Source organism: Vibrio sp. ED004 (genome assembly GCF_023206395.1).
Lineage (GTDB): Bacteria > Pseudomonadota > Gammaproteobacteria > Enterobacterales > Vibrionaceae > Vibrio.
This window is the reverse complement of sequence record NZ_CP066149.1, coordinates 2,952,392-2,971,294: the sequence shown is the minus strand read 5'-3', so window position 1 is coordinate 2,971,294 and position 18,903 is coordinate 2,952,392. Positions and strand designations below refer to the sequence as shown.

Below are 18,903 nucleotides of genomic sequence, written 5' to 3'. Positions count from 1 at the left end.
GCACTTAGTCCGCATTCTGGGCTGATTCAAGAAGCAGTTCATAGAAACGTTTTGCAGCTGGGCCTGTCTTCGCACCTTTCGGCAGAGTCAGATGCAGCGGCACTTGATAGCCACTGCCATTTTCCACATTTAACACAGTGATCTTGTCACTTCCTCGGCTATCGACAATATGTTTAGGCAGCCTGCAGTACCCTACACCCTGCTCTACCGCACCAAAGGCATGGTCGAAATTATCGACCGTAATACGCTGACTTGACTTCAACCAGCCCACATCCTTTTTCTCGCCCAACTTTTCAACCGAACCTAAATCTCTCACCACAATTTGTGGCAACGACGACAGCTGGTTGAGCGATATGGATGACATGCTAGCCAAAGAGTGCGAACTTGCGACAACAGGTTCCATCTTGGTAAATCCAAAGGCTTCTGCCGAATAATTGGTAATTGGCAGGTTGATGATGGCAACATCGGCTCGCTCTTGAGTGACCACTTCGATGGTCTTCGACAGCGATGTTTCAACCACTTGGATTGAGGTGGTGTTGTTCTCTGCCATAAACGCAGCCATCGGCTTATAAAGGCGCTCAAGGCAGCACAAATGATCAACAGCGACTACTATTTCAGATTCCACACCCTTTGCTAACTGTTCACTGATCAGCTCAAGCTCTCGCGCTTGTTCCAGCATGCTGCTCGCCCTACGCAGTAAGGCTTTGCCATCTTCCGATAACACAGCCCTGCGACCTTCAACCTGCACCAAAGACACACCCAATTGATCTTCCAATTTTCTCAACGCATAAATCAGCGTGGTGTGGCTCTTATTCAATTGCAGTGCCGCCGCCTGAATGCTGCCTGCGCGGTCTATCTCATAGAGTGTTTGCCATTGGTCGAGGGTGGTCTTTAATCTCATCGGTCTAAAATCCTGACAGTTAATGGTAATATTATAAACTTTTCTGTCTGTTTTTTACAGGTAATATCTATTTCAACAGGCAATATAAATCTCAACAACAAACGAGAATGGCTTGTTTGTCTTACACACCTATTTTTAAGCGAATTTTGTTAAACGAAATTTGTTAAACGGAGAAACACCATGAAACTACTACAAGTTGATTTTGAATTTAACGGCCCTTTCGGTGAAGAAATGTCGAACGCACTCGTAGACCTAGCTAAGTCCATCAACAACGAACCGGGCATGATCTGGAAAATCTGGACAGAAAACCAAGCCGAAAAACTGGGCGGCGGTGTCTACCTTTTTGAAGATCAACTCAGTGCTGAGGCTTACTTAGCCATGCATGCTGCTCGCTTGAAAGAGATGGGCGTAGAAGAAGTTCGCGGCGTGATTTTTGACGTAAACCAGCCATTAACTACCATTAACAAAGGCCCAATCAACGGCTAATGGAATGAATAAAGAATTAGCGAAAGGCACGAGATAGAGAGATAACAAATGAACAATAAAACGTTTTTAAGCCTACACGGCATCATTTACGCAGGGTTTGCCTTCGCGTTGTTTTTCCTACCGACGGTCATGTGGCCTATGTACGGCGTGGAAATTAATGACAAGTACGCTTATTTTCTATCTCAACACACCAGTATCTTCCTTGGTGGTATTGCTGCGATAACATGGTTATTGCGAGATATTGAAGCGGGCATCAGTGCTAAAAAACTCATCCAAGGCTTGGTTGTCACCAATATGCTGGGTGCCATTATCACTCTGTATGCCGCTTTCACGGGTATCTTTGTTGGCTTTGGTTGGAGCGATCCTGCGTTCTTCCTTTCGCTATCAGTACTGAGCGTATTGCAGGTTCGCAAGCAAGCTTAGTGAGTGTGATTTATAGGTAGCACAAACTAAAAAACACTCGGTATATGCCGAGTGTTTTTATATTCATCTTTCTATCAAGATTAAAGTTAGATTCGCTAAATAAGAGGTAATCTTGATGTCTGACTTTACTATTTGCTAGCAGACGATGAACGACCAAGCATACGGCTCAGTGTGCCATCTTTGTCCACTAATTGGTGTTTCAATGCACCCAAAACATGCAGAGCAAACACCACCATAATCAAGTTCACCGCATTCACGTGAACGAAAGAAGCCGCAGACTGCAACCACTCCGTTTCCTCACCAGCAGCAATCAACTCAATGCCGAATAGCTCTAATGCACGTCCACCAGCAACACTCATCACGACGCCAGAGATTGGCATCGCTAACGTCACGAGTAGCAAGAAATGATGAACGCCTTTCGCAGCAAGTTCTTGCGCTCTTGTTAATACAGCCACACTCTCAATTGCCCCTTCTTTCAAACGCCATACAAAGCGTGAAAGTGCGACAACTAAAACAATCAAACCTAACGATTTGTGCAGCCCCATTAACTCGCCTTTTTCGGGACCTCGAGGCATGCCTTCGAATTGAAGTCCAATAACAAACACAGCGATAAACAAAATGCCGGTAAGCCAATGGAAAATAACCGTCTGTTTCGATAATGATTTATTCATAATGACCACTCTATGTCTCTGACCTAGGTGTTATTTTTACTCATTATCATTACACTTAATATGGTCTTTTCGTAAAGTTACGTAAAGACCAAGAAACCGCTACATACCGTTATTTTGAGTGCTCGACGTAAATCAATTCATCGGTGTTAAAGCCACGCTCTTTCGACATCGCTTTAAACTTCTCCATGACCTCAGATGAGACTTCCGGAGTTCGAGAAAGCAGCCATAAATAATCGGTATCTGGGCCAGAAACAAACGCGTATTGGTAGTTCTCTTTATCCAGCTCGAACACCACATAAGCGCCATAGAATGGACCAAAGAACGACACCTTCAAATATCCCTGATCGCTGCCTTCGACAAAATACGCCTTACCTTCCGCTTCATTCCATTCGCCATCTTCATCCGAATAGCCGCGGTTAATCACCTTCACGCCACCATCATCACGCAGGCTATATTCAGCGCTAATGCTATTGAGGCCTCGCTCAAACGAGTGGTCCAAACGAGCCACCTCGTACCATTTGCCTAAGTATCTATCCAATTCAAACTGTTGAACGGGCTTTACTGTTTCGGGCATGCCCACGCATCCACCCAACAGAATGACACTCAGCAGCAATAATATTTTCTTCATCCTAACCTCGACTTGTTTTCATAGTAATTCGAGTAAGTCATGTGAGAGCCCTAACTTACATCCTTGGTAATACGTTAAATCCATTTTTATAGTTCATATAACAGTAAATTATTCAGAAGCTTATGGGAATTGTTTCGTTGGTGAATGAATCAGTGATGCTTCATTGCCGCGCGATATTGAGTCGGTGTGACCTGTTTATAAGATTTAAACTGGCGATTAAAGTTAGCTTGGTTGTCGTAACCCACCTTCTCCAGAATCAAACTAATAGGCAGTGATGTGTTGAGCAATAAATCACACGCCACGTTCAACCTAATTTTCTTTAACCGTTGGCTAAAACTCTCATTGTAGTGCTTTTGAAATAGCCGCCTAACGCTACTCTCACTGATATAGAGATGCTTGGCTAAATCGTTAACTGAGATATCGCGAATAAAGTTGTTCACCAAGAAGGCTTCAACCTTGTCCAACTTATCGCTAGCCTCATCTTCATCATCCGAATTGAAGACAGGGTTTATCAACTGCACCACGTCTTGATCCTCAAGCAAAAGCGCAAACAGAGAGAACAAGGTCAGCAGTTGTTGATGTGGCGACTGATCCATCACCTTGTTTAACAGTTCCGTCGCTTTCTCTGCGGTAACAGGCGAAAACTGCAGCCCTTTCTTTGAATCTTCCAACAAAGCACGCAGCGGTTCGAGCTCACGGCAGCACGCGATTAATTGCTCTATCCAGTCTTTGCGAAACCAAACCACATGCGTTTCACATATTCGTGAGTCGTCTGCGCTCTCTTCTGAATAGATAGCATGTGGCAAATCTGGGCCAACCAAAATCATGTGATTGTGGAACACATCGCTTTGGTGATGGCCGATAAAGCTATGTCCAGCAAAGTGACGATGTATCGCTATCTCGTACTCTTCATGTCTATGCCAACCGTAGCTTTTACTGTTCTCGACAATTTTCTTATAGCGCCATGATGTGCCAATTCGTTGTGGCACTTTTTCCAAGTAACCCTTCATTGCGATGCTCAGTGACTTTTTAATATTGAAAGTATACGCATCAAACCATTCAAATGAGCACATTGACTGAAAAGTATTGAACATTGCGCTAACGATACTCATCCGGAGGTCACCGATAAATATACTGCAGGTGAACTTAATCAGGAGAGCAACTATGGACACTTTATTATTAAAAATCCGCGCTATGATTCTTGCCACACGTCAGCAGTGGATCGGAGAGATCACCTACAACCACAACATTAAGGGTGCTCACACTTGGAAACTCTATGGCTATAACTCTTATGAGGAATACAAAAAAGATCTGCGTAAAAGCCTAAGGCAAGAGTCGTAAAAGCTCATTCAAACGACAGCTTGTTGATTAATCGCAGTTTTTATTTGTCATTCATGTAGAGTTTCACACTGGCCACTCGCTTTCTATACTTATTAAACAGTGGAACATGGGATACATAAGAATGAACAACAAGCTCACTTTGCCACACACTGCATGGATTGTATTACTCGCTAGCTTAGGCGCTGTTTCGCCCGTATTTGGACAAGACAACACCGTTGTGCAGCAGAAAGCAACTGCCCAAAGCCAAACTGCTGATCAAATCTTTACTAATGCCGACATCTACGGACATCGTGAATCGTATGTGTGCGAGCAAGGTTTGAATGCGACACCTCATAAGCATTAATTCTGATCAATAGAGTGCCTAATTAAAATACACTAACTACAGTCCTGCATAATCATCGACTTCAATATCTCTCTAATAGAAGTGAATACATTGTCAATAACACCAACATTCTGAATAATATCAACATTTTCAACCCATCCTAGATGTTCATGTTCTAAGACTAAAGGAACTAATTTCCCTTCTTCAACTGCCGACTTAGCAATAGGTGCAGGCAAAATTGTCCAACCTAAGGAAGCTTTAGCCATCTCTAAGAGAACATAGTAGTTATCGGCATACCAGATATCAGGAGAAATAGGTAACTGTCGAAATTTGTTCTCATTATTCTTAGATTCTATTTTCAGCTGTCTATGTAGCTTTAATGAGTCTTTAGTAAATTGAACACTTCCAGCTAAGGGGTGCTGTGAGCTCACATAAGCCTCGAATTTAATTGACCCTATATTCTCAGAGTTCATTTTATTCGGTTGTAAATGCTGACTGAATACAACACCCACCTGTGCTCGATCGTTAGACACCAGTTCTAAAACATCATGACTATTAGCAATAAGTACTTCGAGTTGTAACTGAGGATAATTGTTAACTAACTGGGGGAGTAGAGCGGCTAGTTGCGTATATGGAGCTCCTTCATCTAAGGCAATGGTAACCTTTTTCGACTCATTTACACCGAGTGCTTCCAATTGCATCTCAAGCCGATTGTGTTGCTCGACAACAGCTAAGGCATATGGAAGCAAGTTCATTCCTGCTTCGGTCAACTGAGGATAGCGACCAGTTCGATTAAACAAGATCTGATTACAATCAATTTCCATATTAATAATATTTTGACTAATTGTAGATTGTGCTTTGCCTAGCTCTCGCGCTGCTTTAGAAAATGAGCCAACTTTCACTGTAGTCGTAAAAGAAAGCAGTTGCTCCAATTTCAACATATCGTCCCAACCGATGGATTGTAATTTTCATAAAGATTAAAGGTCAGTGATAATTCTTGCAATAGCTTTATCAGACTTACTAATTTTTGGAGAATTAAATGAATGTACTAGGTTATCTACAACGGCTCGGCAAAGCCCTAATGTTGCCTATCGCCACCCTCCCAATTGCCGGGATTTTGTTACGCTTGGGGCAACCCGATGTATTTGATATCCCTTTCATTGCAGAGGCGGGCAATGCCATTTTTAGCCAGTTGCCGCTCTTATTTGCCGCAGCCTTAGCTGCAGGCCTGAATAAAGATAATGATGCAGCAGGAGCGATTGCTGGTATTGTTGGCTACTTTGTATTGACCGAAGCTCTTGCTGTTTTGGACCCGAGCCTAAATCTAGGTGTCTTTGGTGGCGTCATTATGGGTATAACTGCGGGCGAGTTATATCGTCGCTTCCATACTATTCGCCTTCCTGAGTTTTTAGGGTTCTTTGCTGGCAAACGGTTTGTTCCAATAATCACCGGAGTGAGCGCATTAGTGATAGCTCTCATCATGAGTGCCGTATGGCCGACAGTCAGTTCCGGTATAGACATCATGAGTAATTGGATGCTTGAGAGTGATATTGGAGGTAAGTTTGGTTATGGCTTCGTTAATAGGATGCTGTTGCCCATTGGTTTACACCATATTCTAAACTCAATTGTTTGGTTTGGTATGGGCGAATATGAGGGTGTTACAGGTGAAATGCTACGTTTTGCTGCAGGTGACCCATCAGCAGGCCTAATGCTATCTGGTTATTATGTCGTGACTTTATTTGCTCTACCTGCTGCCTGTTTAGCTATTTACCAATGCGCGCACAAAGATAAAAAAGCTGCAGTTGGTGGAATGTTAGCCAGTATCGCGTTTACCGCATTTTTAACAGGAATAACAGAACCGATAGAATATACATTCATGTTCTTAGCACCAGTTTTGTACTTCTTCCATGCAATATTAACTGGTCTAGCATTAGTTATAGCTGCTGCACTTAATATTCATATGTCATTTGGCTTCTCTTCTGGCCTAATTGATTACTTCATTTTCTTTAATGCACCTGCCGCCAATAATGCATGGATGCTACTTCCACTGAGCCTAGTGTTTGCACTTATTTATTACACACTATTTGTATTTGCAATCAAACGTTTTGATATCAAGACACCAGGCCGAGAAGATGAAGTAGAAGCAACGGTTGTTGCATCAAAAAATGAAGATGAGTTAGCACAACAATACTTATTGGCCTTAGGTGGTAAATCTAACTTAGAGTCAATTGATGCATGTATTACTCGCTTACGTTTAACGCTTATTAACCCAAGTTTAGTTGACGAAGATACGTTGAAACAACTAGGGGCAAAGGGAGTCGTCAAAGTGGGTGAAAAGAATTTACAAGTAGTTCTGGGACCCCTTGCAGAAATTATGGCTGGTAAAATAAAAAATACGTCAGCTTAACGAATCAAAGGGAATTCCCTCCCCTTTGCTGCACTCTAGTCAAGTGCGGGAGGGCTAATCAGCCCTTCGATTCAGGTGGTCATTTTATGGCCACCTTCTTCACTCTAATATCTTCAAAACGGGACACATCGAGTAGGGTGAGGCGTTACCGCCTCATCCCTCTCACAGAACCGTACGTACGGACCTCGTATACGGCTCATGCACACTTCCATTCAGCATATTGGCTGAACACATGCCCTGTCCTTATTGTTCCAAGATTTACCAACCCTTGGTCATTAAACCATTGATTTGGCATCGCATAGCTTGATAGGGGACTCGCTGCACTGACCCAACTTGTCATTGAGATATGTTGGAACGGCGGCTTATACCCTAACTGTTTTAACCTTCGGTGTAACCGTTGAGGCTTCTTCAAAGTTTCAACTGGATACTACGAAGTCTTCTTCGTAGCCACCTGCTAACCTTGAAACTCTCTGCTGCTATTGGTGATCCTGAAGTATTGACTGAACCCTCTTAACACTGGGTTTAAAGCTTTTATGACTTGCTCAAGTGGCTTACCGCACCTCGCTTTGTCAGTCGCTTTAACACTTTTGAACCCTTTCAGTTTCTTAGTTTGAATGCGGGTAAATTGACTCCCGATTTCTACACCTAAGAACTTCACGCCATCACGGCTGTGCGCTATATGTGATTTCGTCTGATTCACTGTGAGTTTAAGCTCTCCTTCTAGGATCTTCGTCGCTTGTGCAAGGGCATTCTCTGCTCCTGCCTTGCTACGACAAAAGATGAGTATGTCATCCGCATAACGAACGAGCCTATGGTCACGCTTTCGCATTTCCTGATCGAACGCATCAAGGTAGATATTGGCAATCAAAGGACTGATAACACCACCTTGTGGACTTCCTAGCTCTGTCTCCTGCCAACTACCGTCTATCATCACGCCACTTTTCAGAAACTGTTTTATCAGCTCTAACACGCTGCTATCTGTGACTCGCCTTCTGATGCTCTTGAGGATCAACTCATGGTCGAGTTTGTCAAAGCACTTCGACAAGTCCATATCTACGACGTGCTGTAATCCGTATCGGCGGATAAACATCGTGGATTTGTTGATTGCATCGTGACAACTTCGATTCGGTCTATACCCAAAACTTGATGGGTGAAATTGCTCTTCGAAGATGGGGGTGAGGATATCATTGAGTGCTTGTTGGACAACTCTGTCCCTAACGGTTGGGATCCCAAGCAATCGTACCCCTCCGTCTTCTTTGGGTATCTCTACTCGTTTGACTGGCTGAGGTTTGTATTGCTTGGTTTTGAGTTCAGAGAGGAGTTGATCGAGGTTATCACTCAGATTTTCGGCGTAGTCGCTCAGGCTCTGCTCATCTATTCCAGCCGCGCCTTTCGCTTTCTTTACCTTTTTAAACCCTTTATACAGCCTCTCTTTGTTGAGCAGATGACCATATAAACTGTAATAAACTCGCACTTTCTCTCCTTGGGTTGTGTGCTGTGTGGGGACAAGTGTTTCATGTCCAGTGTGGGTGTTATTTCTCTCTGCTATTCAGCCTTCTAGCTCAATGGCAATTTACTGAAGTGTGTCAGAGTTACTCCCCTATACGGTTTCTTAGCTCAGTATCTTGCTTCCACAATCAACCAAACTAGGAATACCCCGATAGCGATTCGGTTTGGGTATCACTGAAAAAAAAAAAAACATCTGTTCATCACAGACTTAAAGTGTACTTCCTCCCTTCGCAGCACTGAGTGCTTTTGGCATTTCAGTGCTCCATCAGACTTGATGCTGATGGTCAGCTAAGTTTTCTCCTCCACACCATTACTGGGCTTCTCGGGCTTAGCCTTACTCACTACTACGGATTCATCTGCCACCTCGCACCAACACAGCTCTTAGCTTTCGCTTCGAGTTTGTGCTTCCAGACTTTTGGATGTGGTGTCAGGCTTCCCAGTTACTGCACTGGCTCCCTGTTAACAATGCCACCCTCAAGCACAGCATAGGTCTGACTGAGTATAGGGCTTCGCGCTATTTCGGACGCTTACCCACCTATACTGCCGAAGCAGGTTTACTTGCGTTGTGTACTGTTAACTTCCTATCGCTTCCTTCAGACCCTGCCGTTAGCCAGCAACGCCCTTGCGATTCGGATTATCTTCCCCTCAGTCGGGGTGATTCAGGTTTCTTTCAACCTAACGGGTTTGCCAGCTTCGCTGGGCAAACAAAAAAAGGACTGGTATCTCTACCAATCCTCTTTAGGGGGTTTTTCTACCTATGGAAGGCAGTAACGCTATTACTCGTAATCAGTCGCGTACGTATCTTCGTATGTGTGCGAGTAGAATTCGAATAGGTTGCCAAACGGGTCTTCTAGGTAAACCATTTGTGCTTGTTTTAGTTCGTCTTCTGGGTGGTAACGGTGAATATCCATGCGTACCTTACCGCCAAACTCTTCAACGCGCTTGATAGCTGAATGAAACTGTTCTTTCGGAAGTTGTAAGCAGAAGTGGAAGATGCCTAGGCGAGAAAAATCTACTTCATGACGCTCTTCACGGTCAACCATCTCGAACAGCTCAACACCGATACCGTCTGAAGTTACTAGGTGTGCAATGTTGAAGCCTTTGAAGCCTTCGCCAAATACTGCAATACACATGCGGCCGATTGCTGATTCGCGCTCTTCCATCACTTTGGTGTTGTTCATTACAACTCTTAGACCTAGAGCCTTAGTGTAAAACTCAACAGCTTGGTCCATGTCGCCTACCATGATGCCTACGTGATTCATTTTCATAACTTTCTCCAATTCGTTTTTTATTCTGTGCTTTTCGAAGTCTAGCTTCGGTATTTCGTTTCGATGAAGAGAGTATAGGGAGAGACCGTGATTAACTGAAATTATCATAAATTATATTAATGATAATATTTCGTTATTTACAGATTGATAGGGGATCTCAGCTCACTTAAAGAAACACTGTCTACATAGATGTTCACGCTATACATAGATACTCACACTAGAAATAGACGTTAGCGCTAATAGAGATAAACCAAATGTAGAGGACAGCCTAAAGAGCATAGCTCCTCAAATGGGTGATGCTGATGTTTGATGGGTTTTGTTAATGTTTTTTGTTAATAGCTTTTATCGATAGCTTTCTTTTATCAAAGATAGGATTTGCCTATTGAATCTATAGAAATGTCCGATTTCACTAATTTACGGTGCAGATGCAATATATCTCCATCGACGCGGGATAGCGTTAAACACTACAAATTAGAAAGAGAGTCCAACATGATCAACACAGAAATCAAACCATTCAACGCAACAGCATTCAAAAACGGCGAATTCGTAGAAATCACTGAGCAAGACGTTAAAGGCAAGTGGGCTGTATTCTTCTTCTACCCAGCAGACTTCACGTTTGTATGTCCAACTGAGCTAGTTGACCTACAAGAAAAATACGCAGAGCTTCAATCTCGCGGCGTAGAAGTTTACTCAGTATCAACTGACACGCACTTCTCTCACAAAGCATGGCACGATACTTCTGACAAAATCGGCACTATCGAATACTTCATGGTAGGTGACCAAACAGGCAACATCACAAACAACTTCAACGTTATGCGTGAAGGTCAAGGCCTAGCAGACCGTGCTACGTTCCTAATCGACCCAGAAGGTGTTATCCAAGCAATGGAAATCACTGCTGAAGGTATCGGCCGTGACGCTGAAGACCTATTACGCAAGGTTAAAGCAGCACAATACGTAGCCGCTAACCCAGGTGAAGTTTGCCCAGCTAAATGGAAAGAAGGCGAAGAGACTCTAGCTCCATCTCTAGACCTAGTAGGTAAGATTTAATCTAAGCCTATCTAAAAAGAACAAATAAAACGGTTCTACAGGCGCGCTTCGGCCCCCCTCCTAAAGGGCAGTTGCGCGCCACCCTTTCAAAACATCAACACCACAATATTTGCCGACTTGCGCCCCCTTTTTATTTTCCTTTTTCAGCAAGAAGGTATTGGTCAATACCAAGACACAGAATTTAAGAGCAGGCACGATTATGTTAGATCAAGCAATGAAGCAGCAGCTAAAAGCATACCTAGAAAACCTAAAAACCAATGTTCAGTTAGTGCTGAGCCTTGATGACAGCGATACCGCAAACAAACTGCAAGACCTAGCGAATGATATCGCCTCTCTCACAGACAAAATTGAAGTAACTCGCGATGACAGCGCAAGCACTCGCAGCCCTATCATGCAGGTCGTGAACCAAGAGAAAGGCACTGCGATCGGTTTCGCTGGTTTACCAATGGGTCACGAGTTCACATCTCTGGTACTGGCACTGCTTCACAGTGGTGGTCACCCAATCAAGCTTGAAGCTGACGTTATCGAGCAAATTAAAGAATTAGATCAAGAGCTTAATGTAGAGATTTTCATCTCACTATCGTGCCAAAACTGTCCAGAAGTGGTCCAGGCATTCAACATGATGTCGGCAATTAACCCTCTGGTTAAGACTACCATGATTGACGGCGCTGCATTCCAAGAAGAAGTGAAGTCTCGCGACATCATGGCAGTACCAAGCGTGTTCATTAACGGTGAGCTATTTGGTCAAGGCCGTATGTCATTGGCTGAGATCCTTAACAAAGCTGATTCTGGCGCAGCTGAAAAGAAAGCAGCGAACCTAAATCAACAAGCACCATTTGATGTGTTAGTTGTCGGTGGTGGCCCAGCTGGTTCTTCAGCAGCAATTTATGCAGCACGTAAAGGCATTCGCACGGGTGTAGTTGCTGACCGATTCGGTGGCCAAGTCATGGATACCATGGCGATTGAGAACTTTATCTCAGTGAAAGCGACAACGGGTCCTAAGTTGGTAGCTAGCCTAGAAGAGCACGTAAAAGAGTACGGTGTTGAAGTCATGACTGAGCAGCGCGCTGCCAACATCATTGCTGCAGAAGACACGGAAGACGGCTACATCCACGTTGAGCTAGAGAGCGGCGCAACACTGCGAGCTCGCACCGTCATCACAAGTACAGGTGCACGCTGGCGTGAAATGAACGTTCCGGGTGAGCAAGAGTACCGCAACAAAGGCGTTGCTTACTGCCCACACTGTGACGGTCCACTGTTCAAAGGCAAGAAAACAGCCGTTATCGGCGGTGGTAACTCAGGTATTGAAGCCGCTATCGACCTAGCAGGTATCGTGGAACACGTAACCGTGCTTGAGTTTGCAGACACACTGCGCGCTGACCAAGTGCTTATCGACAAAGCGAACGCAACGCCAAACATCGAAATCATCAAGATGGCTCAAACCACACAAGTGTTGGGTGATGGCAACCGCGTAACGGGTCTGGAATACAAAGACCGCAACACAGACGAACTGAAACAGATCGAACTCGCGGGTATCTTCGTTCAAATCGGCCTAATGCCAAACAGCGAATGGTTGAAGGGAACGAAGGTAGAACTATCACCACGCGGTGAGATTGAGATTAACGCTCATGGCGCAACATCTATGAAAGGTGTATTCGCAGCAGGTGATGTAACAACCGTGCCTTACAAACAGATCATCATTGCGATGGGTGAAGGTGCTAAAGCAAGTTTAGGTGCGTTTGACCACCTAATCCGTAACTCAGCTCCGGTTAAAGAGGCTGAAACCGCTTAATCTTTTAAGCAAACATTCCTTAAAACGTTCTTGTTAACTTGCGAGTTATTAGTAACTTACTAATTATTGTTAACCACTTAGTCGATTTTTAGACACCACTCCTATGGATTTAGGAGTGGTTTTTTTATTTGTAGCGAAGCTTTATGCTGGTTGATAAAGCATAAAGGCAACCACTAGTGCGAGGCTTCCGCCCAAACAACGGTTTACCACCATCATCTGTTTTGGTGATTGAAGCAGCTTTTTAAGCATAGTGCCGCAATAAGCCCACACCAACATGCACGGTACGCCCGTGATCACCATGCCTGCAATAATGGTCACCACTTGAATCAAATAGTCTGCGTTCGGAGTGATGAACTGAGAAAACACAGTTAACGAAGCAATCCAACCTTTAGGGTTCAACACCTGAACCAACACACCCGACACAAAGCCCGAACGATTATCGGTGGTGCTCTCTTCGATTTGCATATTGGCAATCGACCACGCCATGAACAGCAAATAAGCCGCGCCCGCGTACTTCAAAATGTTATATAGCTCTGGGTAAAGAGTGAATAGGCTCACCAAACCGACACTGGATCCTGCCAGTACGATGATGATGCCAAAAGCGTTCCCAGAGATAAAAGGCAAAGTTGCAGCAAACCCATAACGACTTGAAATCCCAAGTAATGCGATATTCCCTGCCCCAGGTGTAATTGCAATCGATGTTGAAAATAGCAAGAACGCCAGCATTAATTGAGAGCTCATTTCCTCTCACTCCTAATAAGTAAAGTATTGATAGGGAGAGAGTTTACAGATTCGACTAGGAATTAAATTGCTATATAGGCTAATATTAATGCAAATTTGAGCAAGATTTTTCTAAAATTACCATGAAACAGAAAGAATCCACCAAAGAAGTATTAGATGACACAGATATCGCCATCTTAGGACATATCCAACAAGACGGTCGCATGAGCAACAGTAAGCTCGCCGAGAAGGTAAACCTCAGCGAAACCCCATGTTGGCGCCGTTGGAAACGCATGGAAGAAACAGGCTATATCGACGGTTATGCCGCCAAGCTCAATCGCAAGAAATTAGGCTTCCATGTAGCAGGTTTTACCTTAGTCACGCTAGGCAACCACGAAGTTGAAAACACAGAACCATTCGAAGAGTTTGTTGAAGTCACGGATTGGATTCCGATGTGTCACTGTATCGCAGGCGGTGCAGACTACATGGTGCAAGTATTAGCAAAAGATTTGGAAGAATATTTTGAGCGTATTAGCTCAATAAGACGAGTAAAAGGCGTGAGCGCGATTCAATCCAACATCTCAGTGAAAGAACTGAAAAACAGCTATCAACTTCCTCTTGAGGACTAGCTCACTTCTCCTGACAGTCCTTTTCTTTCAGCAAAACAAAAGCCTAGCTCCCTAGATTTCTAAAACTTAGGGACTGGGCTTTGTTTGAAACGAATATCGTTTAATTACGCTTTCTATTCACAAGGGTGAGCTAAATGAATCAGCGCTAAGCCACCAAGAGACGTTTCACGATACTTTTTATTCATGTCTTTACCCGTTTGGTACATGGTCGCGATGACCTTATCCAACGAGATCAAAGATTTGCTATTGCGTTTCAATGCCATGCGAGACGCATTAATCGCCTTCATCGCACCCATCGCATTTCGTTCAATACACGGTACTTGTACTAGGCCACCAATCGGGTCACACGTCATACCGAGTGAATGTTCCATTGCGATTTCCGCAGCAATGCAGATCTGCTCGTTACTACCACCGCGCAGCGCAGTTAAACCAGCAGCCGCCATAGAAGATGACACACCGACTTCACCTTGACACCCTACTTCGGCACCTGAAATCGAAGCGTTGGTTTTGTACAAAATACCAATCGCACCCGATACCGCTAAGAAGTCTTTGAGCTGCTTGGTATCCAACTCTTTAATGAAGCGATGGTAATACATCAGTACCGCAGGAATCACGCCCGCGGCACCATTGGTTGGTGACGTCACCACTTGGCCACCAGCCGCATTTTCTTCACTGACAGCAAAGGCAAACAAGTTAATCCAATCCATAATCTCCATTGGATCGTTTTCAACGGCTGCATTCGCTTCTAGCTTTTTCAATAGGTTTGGCGCACGGCGAGTGACATTCAACCCACCATCAAGAATACCTTCAGTTTCAAAACCACGTTCCATACAGCGCGACATCACACGCCAGATCTGATCCGCCTTTTCCGCAATCGTACCTGCATCTTGGAAGGCCGACTCATTTTTCAGAATCATTCCACCTAGGCTCATGCCGTTGTCTTCAGCTTGTTTCAGCATTTCATCGGCGTTCTTAAAAGGGTAAGTCACTTCTACCGATTCAGTTTTGGTACCGTTTTGCAGCTCATCTGCAGTTGCGATAAAACCACCACCGATCGAGTAGTAGGTTTCATCGATAATCGCATTTCCAGCTTGATCAAACGCGGTAATCATCATGCCATTTTCATGCAGGGGCAGATTGTCTTCATGGAATAACATGTCGGTTTGGTAGTTAAAGCCAATCGCGTGGCTGCCACTCAATTGCATTTCACCACTGTCGATAGCGCGTCGCATCGCTTCATTAGCACTGGTGATCTTAATCGTATCTGGCTTATTGCCAAGCAAACCCAAGATGGTCGCTCTATCGGTGTGGTGACCTATTCCGGTTAACGATAACGAACCATAAAGATCGACCTGAACACGCACCACCTCTGTGATTCTGTCTGCGACTAATTGAGTGAAATGGAAACCCGCAATCATTGGGCCGTTAGTGTGTGAGCTCGATGGCCCCACACCAATTTTGTAGATATCAAAGATCGATAACATAGATATACCAGTAAAGAATCGGTCAATTAAGAAAGAGCGGCATAAAGCCAATCAGGAATAACAGTACAAGCAGCAATCGTCACAACCGCAAAGACCAACAAGCCGTAATGACTCGCGGTAGGCTTAGCGAACAAATGCTTTTGCTTGGCAATAAATTCGTGTTGTTGCTGTGTCACCTCTCCCCAGAATCGGCTCACAACAATACCTAGAACTAAGAAAACCACCGTACCAATTAAGGCAAACCAAGGCCAAGATATACCACTGTATTTGGCAATAAATACCACTACGACACTGCCGATACTGCCCGCTATAACGCCTTTTTCATTCGCTTGCTTGAAAAACAACCCAAGGATGAAAGAGCCAAGGCGAATACCGACAAAAATCGAAGTCAGGCTGGCAATGGTTTTGAGTACAGATTCGTTAGAAACCGCAAGTAAAGCAGGCACAACAACCGAAGCGGCAGAAACGAGGCTCATTTTTCTTGCCACCGACTCATAGTGTGCGTCAGAGGCTTGCTTACGGAAAAAGCGCTTATAGAAATCGAACGTTGCGACTGTCGCCATTGAGTTATAAGTGGAATCCAGTGTCGACATCGCCGCTGCCGACAATGCAGAAATCACAAGCCCAACAATGATTGGGTTAGTGTGGTTAAACACGAAATCGAGAATCACTTCATTACTGTTCTCAAAACTGGTGTCTTGATAAAAGACACTCAACAGAACGCCCATCACAGCAAAAAACAGATAGATAAAGAATGCGCCGTAACCACAAAGCAGCATGGATTTTTGCGCTGTCTGAACGTTTTTTGTCGCCAGTGTTCTTTGGATAATCAGTTGGTTAGTGCCATAAACGCTCAGATGTAAAAAGCTCACCGCCACAACACCCGCCCACAATGTGGTGTCGACGCCTAAGTCAAAATCGAGGTTGATGATATTCAGATGCTCAGGAGACAACATCTCGCCCGCATCGATTTTCATCAGCAATAAAACAAAGATCGCAATGCTGCCAATAATCAATACTGCCGACTGCAGCATGTCTGTCCATATGACGGTTGAGATGCCCCCCGCATAGGCATACAAGGCCGTAAACAGGCTGATGTAAATGATCGCCTCGGAGATACTCACCGGCAACACTTGCACCAAGATCAATGCCACCGCATACAAAATCACCCCTGCCGAAATACACTGAACCACAATGAACACGATGGAATTGATCGTGCGAGCAACAACGCCAAAGCGGTGCTCCAGGTATTCATAAATCGAGGTCAGGCCAAGTTTGTAAAACACTGGAACAAAGAAAACCACAGCGAAAAAGATCACTATTGGGTAATTCAGATGAACGCTCATCGCTTCCATGCCTGAGCTATAAACCCAGCCCGGCATACCCACGAACGTCATCGCACTGATGTAGGTTGCAAGAATCGACACACCCGCCGTAAACCAACCAAATTGTTTTCCACCAGTCGAAAAGTCGCCACCAACGCTATAGCGCTTATTTACTAAGTAGCTGATAAATAAAGTACTTAACACATAAAGAGCAATAACCACAAAACTTGAGTACGTAACCATTTTTAGATTCCGTTTATTGTATTCTTCTAATCATTCGCCGCCAATATTACTCAAAATTGGATATATTCCCTCAAAAACCCACAGTAAGTGTGAGTATTGTCACTAATATAGACGAATAAACGCTCAAAACGCCCCAAAAAGCCCAAACGAACGATCTAACGGGATCCAGATCACTAAAATACACAAAATGGGTACGCACTCATTTTAAAATTGACTTTGATCACGGATCTAATAACCACAAAAACTCTATTATCTCTCCCGAAACGAAGACGGTGTAGTGAATATCAATAACCACTGCACAATAATCAAAACTAAAACCACCCTATATAAAATAAAGGTTTATCGGTCATGACTACTAAAAAACACATGAGCGAAGTTCCTATGATTCAAAGGGTAGCTGCTTATCTTGCAATTCTAGTGGGCTACTTTTTCTATTGTTATAACTTTGTAATTATTGACTACGTACGCCCATACATCGTTGATGCGTATGATGGTATTAACTTGGCGGATACCGCTCAGTTCTATACATGGCAGTCGGTTGGCGCACTTATTGGTGCCCTAAGCTGTGCATGGGTGGCATCAAACTTTGGTAAGAAATCGACTCTTATTGTCATCACTGCACTAAACGGTGGCGCAACCATCATCAACATGATGTTTACCGACTACGCGATGTGGGCAGCGATGCGTTTCATCATCGGTATTTCTTTGGGTGGTTACTTCACAGTAGCAGTAAGCCTGATGATCGGCCTATTCACACCAACCGTGCGCGGTAAGTTAACGGCATTCGCTTCTTCTATGTTCTCTGTTGCGCTAATGGCAATGGGTGCATACGCAGCGTTCATTTCTAGCATCGACGCACCTTGGCAGAGCCTAATGTGGGTGGGTGGTATTCCTCCTCTAGTTGCTGCTGCACTGATGATCTTTATCCTGCCTAGCGACAAGAAAGTGATCGCCTACGGTGAAGAAGATCAAGCCGCGGCGGAAGCATCTAACGCACCAGCGAAGAAAGGCTCTTGGGGTGAAATGCTAAGCGCGCCTTACCGCAAGCTAACGATCACTTGTCTATTACTGGCTGGCCTTAACTTCTACGGCTACCAATTCTTCTCTGGCTTCGTGACAACGTACCTAAAAGATGTTCGCCAATTCGACGGTGCGACCATCGGCATCATCTTCTCTATCTCGGCATTCGGTTCTCTATTCGGTGCTTGGGTATGGGGTGCAATCGCCGATAAATACGGCCGCAAAGTGAACGCGTTTGGCTTCATCCTTGCGGGTGTTATGGCTTCAGTATTCTTTGTCGCACCAAGCGACGTGATGATCGGCAGCCTAAACATGCTGGCTATCCTAGGTCTTATCTACAACTTCGGTCTGTCTGCTTCTGCGGTATGGGGTGGTTACTTCTCAGAGTTGTTCCCTGCTCACCTACGTAGCTTTGGTGCAGCTCTATTCCACGGCGGTCGTATCATCGGTATGTGGGCGCCAATGGTGTTGGTATTCATTCAAGAACGTAGCGACCTTGCTACAGCAATGTGGGGCTCACCAATCGTATGGATTGTGGCTGGTCTACTGTGGCTATCACTACCAGAGACATTGAAAGGCGGCATCTTCGACAAGAGCAAAAAAGCGGAAACAGCAAAAGCTTAATCCCCTTTAGTTGAAAACTCAAAAAGTTGAACGCCTCTAAAGACACGAAATAAACATCAATCC

17 protein-coding genes and 2 pseudogenes are annotated in these 18,903 nt (G+C 44.4%); 9 read left to right on the top strand and 10 right to left on the bottom strand.

Annotated features, from left to right (window positions below; genetic code table 11):
* Nucleotides 1-4 precede the first annotated feature (4 nt).
* Nucleotides 5-901 carry a LysR family transcriptional regulator gene (locus tag ITG10_RS13390; RefSeq protein WP_017633096.1) on the bottom strand — a complete coding sequence of 299 codons (897 nt, stop codon included), beginning with the start codon at nt 899-901 and terminating at the stop codon, nt 5-7.
* Between the two features lie 180 nt (nt 902-1,081).
* Between ITG10_RS13390 and ITG10_RS13385 the strand changes: the two genes are divergently transcribed.
* Together ITG10_RS13385 and ITG10_RS13380 are read left to right on the top strand one after the other, a co-directional pair.
* A complete protein-coding gene (locus ITG10_RS13385; RefSeq protein WP_017633097.1) occupies nt 1,082-1,387 on the top strand; it encodes a monooxygenase in 306 nt (101 codons plus the stop codon).
* 48 nt (nt 1,388-1,435) lie between these two features.
* The gene (locus ITG10_RS13380; RefSeq protein WP_017633098.1) at nt 1,436-1,810 is read left to right on the top strand and encodes a hypothetical protein; all 375 of its coding nucleotides are present in this window, start codon (nt 1,436-1,438) and stop codon (nt 1,808-1,810) included.
* A gap of 128 nt (nt 1,811-1,938) precedes the next feature.
* Here ITG10_RS13380 and ITG10_RS13375 read toward each other — a convergent pair whose 3' ends face one another.
* The 3 genes from ITG10_RS13375 to ITG10_RS13365 all read right to left on the bottom strand — a co-directional run bounded on the left by ITG10_RS13375 (nt 1,939) and on the right by ITG10_RS13365 (nt 4,221).
* Entirely contained in the window at nt 1,939-2,481 is a 543-nt protein-coding gene (locus tag ITG10_RS13375) for a cytochrome b (RefSeq protein WP_017633099.1), read from the bottom strand.
* Between the two features lie 109 nt (nt 2,482-2,590).
* On the bottom strand, nt 2,591-3,109 hold the full coding sequence (locus ITG10_RS13370) for a lipocalin family protein (protein ID WP_026084473.1): 519 nt from the start codon (nt 3,107-3,109) through the stop codon (nt 2,591-2,593).
* 149 nt (nt 3,110-3,258) lie between these two features.
* Nucleotides 3,259-4,221 carry an AraC family transcriptional regulator gene (locus ITG10_RS13365; RefSeq protein ID WP_017633101.1) on the bottom strand — a complete coding sequence of 321 codons (963 nt, stop codon included), beginning with the start codon at nt 4,219-4,221 and terminating at the stop codon, nt 3,259-3,261.
* Nucleotides 4,222-4,273: 52 nt separating this feature from the next.
* On the opposite strand from ITG10_RS13365, the gene ITG10_RS13360 reads away from it, so the two are divergent.
* Nucleotides 4,274-4,450 (top strand): hypothetical protein, encoded by a 177-nt coding sequence (locus ITG10_RS13360; protein ID WP_017633102.1) that lies wholly within the window; start codon nt 4,274-4,276, stop codon nt 4,448-4,450.
* A 121-nt stretch (nt 4,451-4,571) separates the two neighbouring features.
* A pseudogene (locus ITG10_RS13355) lies at nt 4,572-4,745 on the top strand (amidohydrolase); the annotation flags it as partial.
* Between the two features lie 80 nt (nt 4,746-4,825).
* Here the strand turns inward: ITG10_RS13355 and ITG10_RS13350 are convergent.
* Nucleotides 4,826-5,713 carry a LysR family transcriptional regulator gene (locus tag ITG10_RS13350; RefSeq protein ID WP_017633104.1) on the bottom strand — a complete coding sequence of 296 codons (888 nt, stop codon included), beginning with the start codon at nt 5,711-5,713 and terminating at the stop codon, nt 4,826-4,828.
* Nucleotides 5,714-5,811: 98 nt separating this feature from the next.
* On the opposite strand from ITG10_RS13350, the gene nagE reads away from it, so the two are divergent.
* Nucleotides 5,812-7,179: an N-acetylglucosamine-specific PTS transporter subunit IIBC gene (nagE, locus tag ITG10_RS13345; protein ID WP_248386440.1), complete on the top strand. Its 1,368-nt coding sequence runs from the start codon at nt 5,812-5,814 to the stop codon at nt 7,177-7,179.
* 196 nt (nt 7,180-7,375) lie between these two features.
* Here the strand turns inward: nagE and ltrA are convergent.
* Together ltrA and ITG10_RS13335 are read right to left on the bottom strand one after the other, a co-directional pair.
* Nucleotides 7,376-8,653, bottom strand: a pseudogene (gene ltrA / locus ITG10_RS13340) (group II intron reverse transcriptase/maturase).
* Between the two features lie 811 nt (nt 8,654-9,464).
* Complete coding sequence (locus tag ITG10_RS13335; protein ID WP_017629769.1) at nt 9,465-9,956, bottom strand: VOC family protein; 492 nt, start codon at nt 9,954-9,956, stop codon at nt 9,465-9,467.
* A gap of 489 nt (nt 9,957-10,445) precedes the next feature.
* Between ITG10_RS13335 and ahpC the strand changes: the two genes are divergently transcribed.
* Nucleotides 10,446-11,003 carry an alkyl hydroperoxide reductase subunit C gene (gene ahpC, locus ITG10_RS13330; RefSeq protein WP_017629768.1) on the top strand — a complete coding sequence of 186 codons (558 nt, stop codon included), beginning with the start codon at nt 10,446-10,448 and terminating at the stop codon, nt 11,001-11,003.
* 199 nt (nt 11,004-11,202) lie between these two features.
* Nucleotides 11,203-12,795, top strand: a complete 1,593-nt coding sequence (gene ahpF, locus ITG10_RS13325; protein WP_248386439.1) for an alkyl hydroperoxide reductase subunit F — start codon at nt 11,203-11,205, stop codon at nt 12,793-12,795.
* Nucleotides 12,796-12,936: 141 nt separating this feature from the next.
* Here the strand turns inward: ahpF and ITG10_RS13320 are convergent, their stop codons facing one another.
* Nucleotides 12,937-13,536: a LysE family translocator gene (locus ITG10_RS13320; RefSeq protein WP_017629766.1), complete on the bottom strand. Its 600-nt coding sequence runs from the start codon at nt 13,534-13,536 to the stop codon at nt 12,937-12,939.
* 122 nt (nt 13,537-13,658) lie between these two features.
* On the opposite strand from ITG10_RS13320, the gene ITG10_RS13315 reads away from it, so the two are divergent.
* Complete coding sequence (locus ITG10_RS13315) at nt 13,659-14,144, top strand: Lrp/AsnC family transcriptional regulator (RefSeq protein ID WP_017629765.1); 486 nt, start codon at nt 13,659-13,661, stop codon at nt 14,142-14,144.
* Between the two features lie 113 nt (nt 14,145-14,257).
* Here ITG10_RS13315 and ITG10_RS13310 read toward each other — a convergent pair whose 3' ends face one another.
* Together ITG10_RS13310 and ITG10_RS13305 are read right to left on the bottom strand one after the other, a co-directional pair.
* Nucleotides 14,258-15,628, bottom strand: coding sequence for an L-serine ammonia-lyase (locus ITG10_RS13310; protein ID WP_017629764.1), 1,371 nt, complete (start codon nt 15,626-15,628; stop codon nt 14,258-14,260).
* Nucleotides 15,629-15,654: 26 nt separating this feature from the next.
* Nucleotides 15,655-17,196: a sodium/solute symporter gene (locus ITG10_RS13305; RefSeq protein WP_017629763.1), complete on the bottom strand. Its 1,542-nt coding sequence runs from the start codon at nt 17,194-17,196 to the stop codon at nt 15,655-15,657.
* A 348-nt stretch (nt 17,197-17,544) separates the two neighbouring features.
* On the opposite strand from ITG10_RS13305, the gene ITG10_RS13300 reads away from it, so the two are divergent.
* Entirely contained in the window at nt 17,545-18,840 is a 1,296-nt protein-coding gene (locus tag ITG10_RS13300; RefSeq protein WP_017629762.1) for an MFS transporter, read from the top strand.
* Nucleotides 18,841-18,903 lie beyond the last annotated feature (63 nt).

Excerpts from the sequence above, each read along its gene's own strand:
- ITG10_RS13390 (WP_017633096.1), bottom strand. The coding sequence starts at position 901 with ATGAGATTAAAGACCACCCTCGACCAATGGCAAACACTCTATGAGATA.
- ITG10_RS13385 (WP_017633097.1), top strand. The coding sequence starts at position 1,082 with ATGAAACTACTACAAGTTGATTTTGAATTTAACGGCCCTTTCGGTGAA.
- ITG10_RS13380 (WP_017633098.1), top strand. The coding sequence starts at position 1,436 with ATGAACAATAAAACGTTTTTAAGCCTACACGGCATCATTTACGCAGGG.
- ITG10_RS13375 (WP_017633099.1), bottom strand. The coding sequence starts at position 2,481 with ATGAATAAATCATTATCGAAACAGACGGTTATTTTCCATTGGCTTACC.
- ITG10_RS13370 (WP_026084473.1), bottom strand. The coding sequence starts at position 3,109 with ATGAAGAAAATATTATTGCTGCTGAGTGTCATTCTGTTGGGTGGATGC.
- ITG10_RS13365 (WP_017633101.1), bottom strand. The coding sequence starts at position 4,221 with ATGAGTATCGTTAGCGCAATGTTCAATACTTTTCAGTCAATGTGCTCA.
- ITG10_RS13360 (WP_017633102.1), top strand. The coding sequence starts at position 4,274 with ATGGACACTTTATTATTAAAAATCCGCGCTATGATTCTTGCCACACGT.
- ITG10_RS13350 (WP_017633104.1), bottom strand. The coding sequence starts at position 5,713 with ATGTTGAAATTGGAGCAACTGCTTTCTTTTACGACTACAGTGAAAGTT.
- nagE (WP_248386440.1), top strand. The coding sequence starts at position 5,812 with ATGAATGTACTAGGTTATCTACAACGGCTCGGCAAAGCCCTAATGTTG.
- ITG10_RS13335 (WP_017629769.1), bottom strand. The coding sequence starts at position 9,956 with ATGAAAATGAATCACGTAGGCATCATGGTAGGCGACATGGACCAAGCT.
- ahpC (WP_017629768.1), top strand. The coding sequence starts at position 10,446 with ATGATCAACACAGAAATCAAACCATTCAACGCAACAGCATTCAAAAAC.
- ahpF (WP_248386439.1), top strand. The coding sequence starts at position 11,203 with ATGTTAGATCAAGCAATGAAGCAGCAGCTAAAAGCATACCTAGAAAAC.
- ITG10_RS13320 (WP_017629766.1), bottom strand. The coding sequence starts at position 13,536 with ATGAGCTCTCAATTAATGCTGGCGTTCTTGCTATTTTCAACATCGATT.
- ITG10_RS13315 (WP_017629765.1), top strand. The coding sequence starts at position 13,659 with ATGAAACAGAAAGAATCCACCAAAGAAGTATTAGATGACACAGATATC.
- ITG10_RS13310 (WP_017629764.1), bottom strand. The coding sequence starts at position 15,628 with ATGTTATCGATCTTTGATATCTACAAAATTGGTGTGGGGCCATCGAGC.
- ITG10_RS13305 (WP_017629763.1), bottom strand. The coding sequence starts at position 17,196 with ATGGTTACGTACTCAAGTTTTGTGGTTATTGCTCTTTATGTGTTAAGT.
- ITG10_RS13300 (WP_017629762.1), top strand. The coding sequence starts at position 17,545 with ATGACTACTAAAAAACACATGAGCGAAGTTCCTATGATTCAAAGGGTA.